Here is an 11,527-nt window from a genome sequence, read left to right on the forward strand (position 1 = left end):
AGGGCCGTTCATGTTGGTCGGGGCGAGATCGTTTGGCAGGATCGCTGCGATGCGGCTAACGGCAGCAGTGAGCCCATGGCAGTCGTTCGCTTGCGGCTCAATAAGGACGACCAGCATGCGAGCCAGCCTGACCGAACCCGCTTCACGAACAATGCTGCTCTACGGCTTTGATTGTTTGCAGGTGGCGATTAATTTACCCGAAAAATTTCGGATACCGGCTTAGTCCTGCCGCACCTGTCTGCAATAAAGGTCGTGTAGTAAGTGTTAACCAGTGTTGTGAGTGTCCCATGTGCAAAATTTTCGCGCCTTCTTTCGCGCGCATGCCCCCGATCTATCGATATTTCTACTTCATCTTCTCCAGCCTAACGCTGCGGAGCTACTCCGCATGGAAGCAAAAGGGGGAACCCAATCCCTTTACCCGTCCTTGTTATGAGGTGCTCAGTACAACACGATCGGAGATCGTGTCCCTCTTTCCGTCGCGTCTGACGTCAAACGTCTAATGCTGGGTTATCAGCGAGGGCCAACTAGGCCACCCCCTGGGTGATCTATTCCTTCTTCGATCCGATGCGGTAGCCTGAAGACGTCACCAAATCGTCTCGAAGACTGTCTGAAGATGCCTCAATAGGGTCAGCTTGTTCGGCGACACTACTGAGGTAGTAACGAGTGTGTGTGTTGTCTTGGGGTCGCCTTAACTGGCGGCCCCCTTTCTTTTGAAAACCTGACCGTCCCATACACAACAGTCGATCTTCCTTTCCAAGGGTAAACTTTCCAATTGGGGCCTGTCTATGTCGCTCCCGAGGAAATCTTGGACAAAGCATCAAATGGCTGCTTGAAGCCCGCGAAGTCGAAGCCCTTTGCCACGACCGACAATGAATGCGTAAAAGCCAATTTTGCGCCCCATTCCAAACAAAAATATATGCAATATGTGGTATGTGTTAATTAGTAATGAGTGCCAGTATGAGTATGATGACCTCTGTAATCAGAACTGATGAGATCTTACGTTGCCAAAATGGCACGTCAGGTCCGGCCTCTGATGCAACTCATCCGATATCTGCTATTGAGAAAATGCGTTCTCGCTTGCGCTATTTCTCAGAAATTGAAGTCGCTAAACTGGAAGATGAGTTGGATTTTTACACCTTCACAGGCATTGCAGGCTCTTATGTGAAAAAGCTTCTTCCAGTTATCTGACCGGGATGACCCCGGCCCCTCCGAAATCCCGCTTTGTCCCGCGTTGCGGTCACTTGGCCCAAGAACATGCTGCACGATGCACGAATGGCCGGTTCGACGGGCCGCACCGCAGCATGACGGAAGGCAGTTCAATGTCCGCAAAGGGCCGGTCTCAACGTTCGCCTATAGGATGAAGCCAAAACTGATGCTTCATAACCGGATGGCAGGCTAGAGGGTAGTGTCGCAAAGTTTCCGCCAAGCCGAAGTAAGCTTTGCTAGCGGACACACCTATCCAGCGAGAGCGGCGAACTGCGCGAAGCCAGACTGGTCTGACTGGTCAAATTGACCCTTTCGAATCATGTGCGCGACTTCAATTCCGGCAAGAGTAGCCGAAGCTGAATTCAGCGATTTGAACGTTTGCATCGGGCGAGTGAGCTTCTTGATGAAACGGTGATCCTGCTCAATGATGTTGTTTAGATATTTCGTCCGCCGGACAGTGATTAACCAACACCAACCGCACATCACGAGCAGGCAGTTCATGTTGAACAAGGCCGCCGTATTCGATCCACTTTTATCTATGACAACCTTGTCAGGCCAGCGATTGTTGCCGATGGCTTTCATAAAAAACGCGGTCGCCGCGGCTTCGTCACGTCGCTCGGAGAGCATGAAATCAAGGGTGTTTCCTAGTTTGTCGATTGCGCGGTACAGGCATGTCCACTCACCTTTTACTTTGACATAGGTCTCATCTCTCACCTGACAGGGCATTGCATAGCAATGTCCCGAGAAGGCATTCGCCACGAGCGGCCAGTCGGAGACTTCCAGCGATGCGCTTCTTCGGCAATAGCGCCCGCGTATTTCTCGACCCATCGGTTGAGCGTTGCATGATCCAAATCGACGCCACGTTCGGCCATGATCTCTTCGAGATCACGATAGGAGACCGGAAAGCGAACGTAGAAATACACGGCGTATAGGATCACGGATTTCGGGTACTGCGCGCCTTTGAAACTGATCAACTCTTCAATCCTGACTTAGTCTCGGGAAAGTGTGGGGTCTGGCTAGACAGGCCCGGCAACGCAACTGAAATCCGAAACTTTGCGACACTACCACTAAGACCTAGCCCGCTCCCCTTTCCGCTTTTTTTGGTCGTAAAATCCGGCGTTATTGCTATTTCTTGAACATCTGGCGCCATACCAATGCCCGTTGAGGATACTCCCATAACGGCAGTCTTGCGACCTTCATCCGCATTCGCTTTTCGCTAAAGTGGAGCGTAACATAAGGCTCTCAACTGTCCCAATTTGATAGGACCACCCAATGCGAATAATTGATGTGTGCGAAGTGACCAAACCCATCGCCTCGCCCATCCGCAACGCCTATATCGACTTCAGCAAGATGACTACCAGCCTTGTCGCGGTGGTCACGGATGTGATGCACAACGGGCGGCGGATTGTCGGCTACGGTTTCAATTCTAACGGACGATACGGACAAGGTGGCCTGATCCGCGAACGGTTCCGAGATCGTATTTTGGAGGCCAAACCAGAATGCCTTATGAATGAGGACGGCACAAACCTCGATCCACACCGAATTTGGGCCGCGATGATGACCAACGAAAAGCCGGGGGGACATGGTGAACGTTCGGTCGCCGTCGGGACGATCGACATGGCTGTCTGGGATGCGGTGGCAAAAATTGCGGATAAGCCGCTTTTTCGTTTACTGGCCGAGATGAAGGACCGTGAAGCCGATCCGCGCGTCTTCGTATATGCAGCGGGCGGCTATTATTATCCCGGCAAGGACAACAGCGCCCTACGGGCCGAGATGCGAGGGTACCTCGATCGCGGCTATAACGTGGTCAAAATGAAGATCGGCGGCGCCCCGCTGGACGATGATCGGGCGCGGATCGAGTCCGTTCTGGATGAAATAGGGAGCGATGCGCAGCTTGCAGTGGATGCCAACGGTCGTTTCGATCTGGAGACGGCAATTGCCTACGCCAAGATGCTGCGCGAGTATCCGCTATTCTGGTATGAGGAAATCGGCGATCCGCTGGATTATGCACTTCAAGCCGCGATATCGGAATTCTATGATGCGCCGATGGCAACAGGCGAGAACCTGTTCTCGCATCAGGACGCTCGCAATCTACTCCGCTACGGCGGTATGCGCGCCGACCGCGACTATCTGCAATTCGATTGTGCACTGTCTTATGGGCTGGTCGAATACCTGCGCACATTGGACATCCTGCGGCAATTCGGCTGGTCGCCCTCCCGCTGCATCCCGCATGGCGGACATCAGATGTCGCTGAATATCGCGGCGGGATTAGGGCTGGGCGGCAATGAAAGTTATCCTGACCTGTTCCAGCCATATGGGGGTTTTCCTGATGGCGTTAGGGTCGAAGAAGGACACATCGTGATGCCAGACATTCCAGGCATCGGTTTCGAAGGCAAAGCCGATCTAATCAAATTGATGCAAGAACTCGCGGAGTGACGTTCTGGTAGATCACGTACACGACCTGGTACTGCAAGCAATACCTGAGATATGGTGACTTCCTACCAAACTACTCCCATCTTTCGCCGGCAGGTTCTGTTCGCTTCGGGTTACCAAGTTTACCCTCTTCGAAAGGGAGAGTCCGCGTGGGAAATTAATAAATGTGACAGTTCAATCTCAATGGCGGCTGCACCAAAGACTTGCATTCTATTGGTAAACTGTTCCGAGCAAACTGCTTTTTCTCGCAGCACCTTAAGCGCCAATACTATCCAGCGAGGGGCGATACATTAAGACAGACCCGTAAGGATTGGCGGTTCGGGCAATCCATTATTCCAAGAACCAACCTTCTTGAGAAGGGGGCGATGGTTGGTTGATGGATCGAGTAAACATGATCAACTGTAAATGGCTCCGGGGTTCATTATGTTGTTTGGGTCCAATGCAGTTTTGATGCGCTTGAGGGCTTGGCGTTTAGTGGCGTCGGCGTAGATTTCCATATCTTGTGCCTTTAACCTGCCTATCCCGTGCTCCGCGCTGATCGACCCTTGATATAGCGAGGTTGCATCATTTATGGCCAGCCGAACCTTGTCGATAATCCCAGGCTGCGCTGCGATAAAAGCTGCCTTTGCAATACCATTCGGGGGCAGGACGTTGTGATGAATGTTACCATCACCAATGTGCCCATAGGTATTGATTTGAAGGTCAGGATGAATCTCGAAAATCGCCTGGTAGGTTTGTTCTATAAACGCTCCAACCTTGCTTATTGGCACAGAGGTGTCGCTGTTGCAAAAAGCCCCACCCATCCGGTTGGCCTCAGGGGTATTTTCACGCAAGTCCCATAACCCCGTTCGCTGTGCTTCCGACTGTGCGATCACGGCATCAAGCAAAAGGTTCTGTTCCAAACAGTCCGCCAACGCCTCTTCCATGCGGCCAGCTGTTCCTAAGGGTCCGCCTGCCTCGACCAACAAATACCAATCATATTTTTCAGTAAATGGCTTGTTCAATTTGGGAAAGTGGGTCGTTACCAAATCCAGACCAAACCCACTCATCAATTCGAGCGCGGAAATACTTTCACCAAGGTGTTTGCGGATACCCTTGTATAGTTTCAGCGCGTCTGATGGTGAGGTGACTGCGCAAAAGACCGTAACGGTTTCGGGGTCGACAGGTTTCAGTACCAGCGTCGCGACCGTGATGATCCCTAGCGTGCCTTCGCTGCCGATAAGCAGATGCCGCAGATCATAGCCTGTGTTGTTCTTGCGCAGCGGACTGAGATCGCTGTAAACTGATCCGCACGGCAAAACAGCCTCGATACCCAAGCATAGATCGCGTGCATTTCCAAAGCGTACAACCTGAATGCCCCCTGCGTTTGTTGCAAGGTTACCGCCTATACAACAGCTTCCTTTTGACGCCATGCTCAGTGGGAACATGAGGTCGTGCTGGCTGGCCGCCGTGTGAATATTCTCCAGAATACAGCCTGCTTCGGCCACAATCACACCATCATCGACAGAGATTTCACGCAGCTTGTTCATCCGCTCAAGCGACACGATAATCGCATTTCCGCTGTCTATTGATATTTGACCTGCCACAACGCCTGTACCGCCGCTAAATGGAACAATGGCTACCTTCGCGTCGTTGCACAGGCGCATTATCTCGGCGACCTGTTCAGTTGAATCCGGCAGGACGATCAGACACCCTTTGCCAGAAAAGCGCCCACGCGGATCTTCATAATACCGGCACGCATCGACACCGGTTTTCCATCCGTTCTCACCGACGACACTTTTTAGTTGGGCCAGCAAAGTCTCACTAGGTTGATTGAAATCAGATCCCATCGTCAATCCTCTTGAAGAGACGCATCGGCGCAATGTTGCTGTCAAAGTTGGATTGAGCAACTCGAAAAATTCAATTTTGCAAAGCACAGCTTTGGAACGGTCCGAATTTAAAAATGCAAACGCCGTTGAATCGGGCGTTTAACTGCCAGCGAGATCAGCCGACCTACGCGGGCAAGAAAACAAAGCAAAAGAGCAATCAAAGGCATGCGTTTGCGAAAACGTGATCGAGGTGCATGGCAAGGACCGTGGCCCTGTTTCGCAGTCAGCCATTGACACCAAGGAGATGACTGGCATCGTATGAGAATGTGAAAGTGACAGCTTTGAGCTGCCTGTTATTGCGATGGAGCTGGAGGCATTCCGCGACCAGTTCATGAATAAAATAATTATAAGGGCCTCCAACGGCTCGCACAAAATACTGACTACGGCACAAATTGGGAGGAACAATATGCTGAGAAGATCAATCCTTAAGGCGGGCGCAGCGCTTGCCATCGCGACAAGTTTTGCCACAGGCGCAAACGCCGAACTCAATGGTCCTGTAAACTACATCATCCCCTTCGGACCGGGCGGTGAATCCGATATCTCTGCGCGCTTGCAGCAACCGTTTTTCAAAGAAAAATTCGGCCAAGACATGATCGTGTCCTACCAGCCTGGTGGTGGCGGTGCTGTGGGTTGGGCCTCGCTCAATGGCTTGAATGGTGACGGCCAGACAATGATGGGCGTGAACTTACCCCATATCATCATAAAGCCGGCGCAAAAGGACGTGGGTTTTACGACCGAGAGCCTAAACACATTCTACATGTTCCACTACACGCCTGATGCGATTGTGGTGCCTGCATCGAGCCCATATCAGACGCTTGCTGATTTTGTAGCCGATGCGAAGGCGAACCCCGCGCAAGTCACAATGTCAGGCTCCGGAAAGGCCAGCGCCAACCATCTGGCACAGATCAAGTTTGACAAGATGGCGGGCATTCAAACCACCTATGTGCCATTCAAAGGAACGGGGGCATCGGTAACGGCGCTGCTGGGTAACCAAGTCCAAGCGCAATGGGGCTATACAACCGTTGGGGCTGCTCAGGGTGACGCTGTTCGAATGCTGGCAGTTGCGATGGACGAACGGCATCCCCTCTTCCCGGATGTTCCCACCTTCAAAGAGCTTGGCTATGACATGACAGGTGGTGCTTACCGAGGCATCGCCCTTCCGAACACAGCAAGCGCAGAAACTACCAAAATGTGGTCTGACATGATTGCTGAAATAAACGCAGACCCTGAATTCCGGCAAAAGATGTTGGATGGCGGATTTGCGATGCTGGATGTCAACTCTGATGAAATGGCTGACTTTATGGCAGCCCGAGCGGAGGAATATTTGAACGACGCCCGTGCAGCAGGGCTGATCGAGTAGTTCAAACAAAGGGTTAACCTCGGGGGGCAGGCTCGACTATGGAACTCGGTCACTTTTTGTCAGCCATGACACCGTTCAACATTGCTTTGGCTTTGTTTGGTGTTATCGCCGGAACAATTGTGGGGTCAATCCCGGGGTTAACCGCAACTATGGCATTAGCCGTACTGGTGCCAATTACCTTCAGTATGGACCCAGCATCAGCACTTATTCTTCTTGGTGCCATCTACACAGGGGCCATTTATGGCGGCGCATATGCCGCCATCTTGCTAAACACGCCTGGCACGCCGTCCGCTATTGCCACCACATTTGACGGATATCCCATGGCCAAACGGGGCGATGGCGATCTTGCCGTTGCGCTTGCTTGCTTTGCTTCGGTTTTTGGCGGTTTGGTCGGCGCCTTTGCGCTTTTGCTTTTGGCACCACCTCTGTCAAGGGTCGCATTGGCATTTGGTCCGATCGAGTATTTCTGGTTGTCAGTCTTCGGGCTATCGCTGATCGCCTCTCTGTCGAATGGCAACCTGATGAAGGGTCTTGCAGGGGGCGCTTTTGGCATGATCCTCTCAACCGTGGGTGTCGCCGAGATCTCTGCAGACATTCGATTGACATTTGGCAGTCAGGTGTTGATTGGCGGGTTTGGCGTTGTGGGCGCCTTGATCGGACTGTACTGCATTCCCGTTCTTATCGACCTCGTAGCCGTACCCGACCGGCATTTGCAGGTTGAAGACAATGTCAAATCAGTACGCATCGGAGAAGCCTTCCGACTTGCGATGCGGTCCAAGTTCAACCTGATCCGGTCGTCCATTATCGGCACGCTTGTTGGGATTTTGCCGGGGGCAGGTGGCTCGGTTGCCGGTCTAGTCGCCTATTCTGAGGCTAAACGCACGGCCAAACCCCACCAGAGATTTGGTGAAGGTGAACCGGATGGCATTTTGGCGACTGAATCAGCAAATAACGCCACTGTCGGAGGTGGCTTCATCCCGACGCTGGTGCTCGGCATTCCAGGCACACCCCCGGACGCTATCGTTCTGGGCGCGCTGCTGGTGCAAGGGGTTCGCACGGGACCTGCGATGTTCACGCAAAGCGGCTCCATTGTTTACACCTTCATCTATGGACTTCTCATAGCAACCGTCTTGATGCTGCCCGCAGGACTTCTCATCGGGCGATACGCCTATAAATCCATTGTTACTATTCCAAAAGCAGTTCTGGTCCCTACTGTTGGCTTCATGACGATCATTGGCACATTCTCTATTCGCAACAGCATCTCTGACGTGATCATCATGCTGTGTCTTGGCGTCTTTGGTTGGGTTGTCGCCCGGTTCGGGTTTGCGGCGTCACCTATTGTTCTGGGCCTTATTCTGGGCCCCATCGCAGAGCAGGGCTTTGTTCAGGGTTGGATCATCGGTGCCGCGACCAACAACTTGGTTGGAATGTTCTTCGGACGCCCCATTTCTCAAGCTATTCTGGCCTTCACCATAATCACGTTGATTTTGCCCGTCTTTCTGGCACGAAAACAGCACAATTCGGGGATGGAGGCCGACTGATGACCCAGCCCTCAGCATCCAAATCCCAAGGCAATATAGGGTCTCTGATTGTATCAGCTCTTTTTGTGCTTATCGGGTTCGTGACCCTTTACGACTCGACCTCCTATACAGACCGTGACAGCCAGGTTTTTCCGCAAACGGTTGCGATTATTCTGATCATCACGGCCGCGATTTCGTTTGTCACACGGTTCCTGAGACCCATTGATAGCGATGGATTTGGCCGGGGCGTCTGGTGGCGCCGCATACTTCTTGTCGCGACAATGTTTCTGACCTGTTTTGCGATGCCTGTTGTCGGGTTTCTGGCAGCCGGAACAATTGCATTCGCCGGCGGGCTGATTGCAGCAATGCACGAAAACTGGACCGCTAAAACCATCGTCCTTTACTGGGGCTGCGGCGTTCTGATTATGGTCGCCTTTTTCTCGCTTTTCAAATTCGTGTTACATGTACCGTTGCCTTAGTTGGAGGGGCATCGTCAACTTGCGGGGCCTGTTCTGAAATCGTACCGACCGACGTGACGAAAGCCAAACATTCCGGCGCCTTCAAAGGCCACCGTTCCCCGCCTGAGATCATTGCATATGCGGTCTGGTCTTATTTTCGGTTTCCCTTGAGCCTACGCGATGTCGAGGATTTACTTGCGGCGCGCGGCATCATCGTGAGCTATGAGACGATCCGGAAGTGGGTTGGCAAGTTTGGTACAAAGTATGCCGCTTCCATCCGGCGGGACCGGCCTGCGCCGTCTGATAAATGGCACCTTGATGAAGTGGTCATTCCTATCCGCGGGCGCAAATTCTGGCTTGGGCGCGCGATCGACAGCAATAGCCCCTCTTGTCTTATGACTTGAGTAGTTTATGTGAGAAGCTGGAACAGCTGCCCGGCAAACAGGCGGCGAAGCTGGCGGGCCTTGCACCCATATCGAGGCAATCGGGAAAGTGGCAAGGCAAGGAACGCATCCAGGGCGGGCGCGCCAGTGTCAGGCGGGCGATCTATTTGCCAGCCGTAGTGGCAACGCGATTCAACCCCGACATGAAGACAAAATACGAGCAGCTGATATCAGTCGGAAAATGCAAGAAGCTGGCCATCACAGCTGTGATGCGAAAGCTGATCGTCATGGCCAACGCACTGCTCCGAGACCAGAGGAAATGGACCCAAAACACGGCTTGACCAATACGGATACTCATCGCTGCAAGCAGCGACTGCCGGGCAACGGACGTTCTCGATATTCTGTTTCAATCTCGGCGCAACACTCGCGCAGCGAAACGCTTTTTTGCGCAAGCTATTCACGCAATAGGGCGGCCGCGCGGCGTTGCCGCCCCGGTCCGAGGTTCTCGAACCTATGTGGTATGCCTTTGGGGCAAGCACGACCTCACCGGCAATAGCATCGATCACTTGGCCTCAGACAAAGAACCGCGCTCGGCCCTCGGTCACGACGAAGGTCTCATCATAGGGATGCACGTGCAGGCAGGGGCCTTCTCCCAGGTTGTCATTGCCATAGGCCAGCACTGTGACCGGACCGCCCAGGGTTTCACCGTTCACTGATCCGCGCCAAGGGCCGGGCGTTGCTCCGTCGAAGAGCTTCGCCATAGCCGGGGGGCGCTCGTCCGGTTGAATCGTAGCTGGATCGAAATCTTTGCGGGTCATGTGCGGCCAAGTTCCTCTTTGTGTACAGAAATGCCTACTTATTCCTCCAAGAATAGGTCTTCATTAATGCGGTACAACTCGAAAACCTTACGCCACCGCTCGCCGACGCCGCCTTTTGCATTACGGTCAGACGGGCCCGATACTAAAGTATGCCCGGACTGCGGCGCTGAGTGTCCGAAAGACTCCTCGGCCTGCCATGTGTGTGATGCCGATTTTCCGGTCCGCCAACCGTGCATGAAAACCTGTAATGCCTGCGGCTCTCTTAGTCCCGCACAGCGGTCGTTGGCGCAGTCCGAAGCGAATGGCAGCTTTAGAACCGGATCCTAGACTGGCCATCCATTCAGAGAAGCCTGAAACCTCGTCATACATTGCTCCTTGGAGGAAGGGCGCGATCCAGAAGAACCGGTTTTTTGGTTCAAGTTGAAGTTAACTCGTATAAATTGTAAAATTAAAGCCATGAAAAAGCGTTGCACCGGGTTTTTCTGGATTGCCTCATTTTGCCTTTTGTTGTGGCCGATTGTTGTACAAGGAGCTTGCCGCCAGGCACTGGCTCTCGGTCTAGATGTGTCCGGGTCGGTTAGCGAAGGTGAGTACACTCTTCAGATGAAGGGCTTGGCCAATGCAATTTTGGCCAAAGATGTACAACAGGCATTTCTGGCAGTTCCCAGCGCACCCGTTCGCTTACACGTGTTTATTTGGGCGGGTCGAGGCGGACCTTTGGAAATTCTACCTTGGACCGAAATGGCGGACGAGTCTGATCTTGTTGAAGCTGCCACGCTACTGAGTAACCAAGATCGCCGCCGATTTTCGTCCGAAACCGCTTTGGGTGAAGCAATGGTTTTTGGTCGCACCGCCTTGGAAACTCAAAGTGATTGTTCGCGTTTGACGCTAGACATTTCAGGCGACGGAAAATCTAACGCTGGTGTTCAGCCGAGAGATTTACAGTTGAGTTCACGATTGGTCGGTGTAACGATTAATGCTCTTGTTGTCGGTCAGGGTCATGTGTCGTTTCTCGCTGTCGAAGACCAAACCACAAGTGATCTGGTCAACTATTTTGCGTCAAATGTCATTCGCGGACCCGATGCATTTGTTGAAGTCGCGAAAGGTCACCAGGATTTCGAGGATGCGATGATCCGAAAACTCTTGAGAGAATTGCAGACTTGGAAGATAGGATACTTGGGTACAACACCCTGAGCATACGCTCGAACCTTTAGAACAGATTGGCTGTTGTTTGGTGGGTCACCAACTTGAAAAACAATCAACCGACATTTCCCGAATAGAGCGCCCTTCCTTCCACATTGCTGCCGTTTCGCGCTCTGACCAACACTCTTGGACACGTTGTGCCGCGGCTCGGGCCTCCTTTGAAGTGGTCCTGCTTTTTAAGACAGTTTTGCGGCTTGCCTAAGATGCATCATTTTGGTGTTCATGCCGCGTTTCGTATTTCTGCTTGCTCGAAGTATTCCGCGTCTGGGGTGCGTTTG

The 11,527-nt window shown here is 52.7% G+C and carries 8 protein-coding genes and 3 pseudogenes; 8 read left to right on the plus strand and 3 right to left on the minus strand.

Annotation, left to right across the window (positions count from 1 at the left end):
* The first annotated feature begins 957 nt into the window (after nt 1-957).
* The gene (locus tag AC221Y_RS13415) at nt 958-1,188 is read left to right on the plus strand and encodes a hypothetical protein (RefSeq protein ID WP_299758528.1); all 231 of its coding nucleotides are present in this window, start codon (nt 958-960) and stop codon (nt 1,186-1,188) included.
* A gap of 267 nt (nt 1,189-1,455) precedes the next feature.
* On the opposite strand, the pseudogene AC221Y_RS13420 reads toward AC221Y_RS13415, so the two are convergent.
* Nucleotides 1,456-2,180, minus strand: a pseudogene (locus tag AC221Y_RS13420) (IS6 family transposase).
* A 298-nt stretch (nt 2,181-2,478) separates the two neighbouring features.
* Here AC221Y_RS13420 and AC221Y_RS13425 point away from each other — a divergent pair.
* Entirely contained in the window at nt 2,479-3,642 is a 1,164-nt protein-coding gene (locus AC221Y_RS13425; protein WP_299758530.1) for a mandelate racemase/muconate lactonizing enzyme family protein, read from the plus strand.
* A gap of 392 nt (nt 3,643-4,034) precedes the next feature.
* Here AC221Y_RS13425 and AC221Y_RS13430 read toward each other — a convergent pair whose 3' ends face one another.
* Nucleotides 4,035-5,468, minus strand: a complete 1,434-nt coding sequence (locus AC221Y_RS13430; protein WP_486707508.1) for an FAD-binding oxidoreductase — start codon at nt 5,466-5,468, stop codon at nt 4,035-4,037.
* Nucleotides 5,469-5,913: 445 nt separating this feature from the next.
* On the opposite strand from AC221Y_RS13430, the gene AC221Y_RS13435 reads away from it, so the two are divergent.
* The 5 genes and pseudogenes from AC221Y_RS13435 to AC221Y_RS13455 all read left to right on the plus strand — a co-directional run.
* Complete coding sequence (locus AC221Y_RS13435) at nt 5,914-6,867, plus strand: tripartite tricarboxylate transporter substrate binding protein (RefSeq protein ID WP_486707509.1); 954 nt, start codon at nt 5,914-5,916, stop codon at nt 6,865-6,867.
* 38 nt (nt 6,868-6,905) lie between these two features.
* A complete protein-coding gene (locus AC221Y_RS13440) occupies nt 6,906-8,408 on the plus strand; it encodes a tripartite tricarboxylate transporter permease (protein WP_299748386.1) in 1,503 nt (500 codons plus the stop codon).
* Complete coding sequence (locus AC221Y_RS13445) at nt 8,408-8,866, plus strand: tripartite tricarboxylate transporter TctB family protein (RefSeq protein ID WP_299748384.1); 459 nt, start codon at nt 8,408-8,410, stop codon at nt 8,864-8,866. Before AC221Y_RS13440 ends, AC221Y_RS13445 begins: the two co-directional genes overlap by 1 nt.
* A gap of 53 nt (nt 8,867-8,919) precedes the next feature.
* A pseudogene (locus tag AC221Y_RS13450) lies at nt 8,920-9,225 on the plus strand (IS6 family transposase); the annotation flags it as partial.
* Nucleotides 9,226-9,263: 38 nt separating this feature from the next.
* A pseudogene (locus AC221Y_RS13455) lies at nt 9,264-9,569 on the plus strand (transposase); the annotation flags it as partial.
* 231 nt (nt 9,570-9,800) lie between these two features.
* Here the strand turns inward: AC221Y_RS13455 and AC221Y_RS13460 are convergent.
* Nucleotides 9,801-10,046, minus strand: a complete 246-nt coding sequence (locus AC221Y_RS13460; protein ID WP_299748380.1) for a hypothetical protein — start codon at nt 10,044-10,046, stop codon at nt 9,801-9,803.
* Nucleotides 10,047-10,421: 375 nt separating this feature from the next.
* Here AC221Y_RS13460 and AC221Y_RS13465 point away from each other — a divergent pair, with 375 nt between their 5' ends.
* Nucleotides 10,422-11,240, plus strand: coding sequence for a DUF1194 domain-containing protein (locus AC221Y_RS13465; RefSeq protein ID WP_299748378.1), 819 nt, complete (start codon nt 10,422-10,424; stop codon nt 11,238-11,240).
* Nucleotides 11,241-11,527 lie beyond the last annotated feature (287 nt).

Source organism: Boseongicola sp. (assembly GCF_057460485.1).

Excerpts from the sequence above, each read along its gene's own strand:
- AC221Y_RS13415 (WP_299758528.1), top strand. The coding sequence starts at position 958 with ATGAGTATGATGACCTCTGTAATCAGAACTGATGAGATCTTACGTTGC.
- AC221Y_RS13425 (WP_299758530.1), top strand. The coding sequence starts at position 2,479 with ATGCGAATAATTGATGTGTGCGAAGTGACCAAACCCATCGCCTCGCCC.
- AC221Y_RS13430 (WP_486707508.1), bottom strand. The coding sequence starts at position 5,468 with ATGGGATCTGATTTCAATCAACCTAGTGAGACTTTGCTGGCCCAACTA.
- AC221Y_RS13435 (WP_486707509.1), top strand. The coding sequence starts at position 5,914 with ATGCTGAGAAGATCAATCCTTAAGGCGGGCGCAGCGCTTGCCATCGCG.
- AC221Y_RS13440 (WP_299748386.1), top strand. The coding sequence starts at position 6,906 with ATGGAACTCGGTCACTTTTTGTCAGCCATGACACCGTTCAACATTGCT.
- AC221Y_RS13445 (WP_299748384.1), top strand. The coding sequence starts at position 8,408 with ATGACCCAGCCCTCAGCATCCAAATCCCAAGGCAATATAGGGTCTCTG.
- AC221Y_RS13460 (WP_299748380.1), bottom strand. The coding sequence starts at position 10,046 with ATGACCCGCAAAGATTTCGATCCAGCTACGATTCAACCGGACGAGCGC.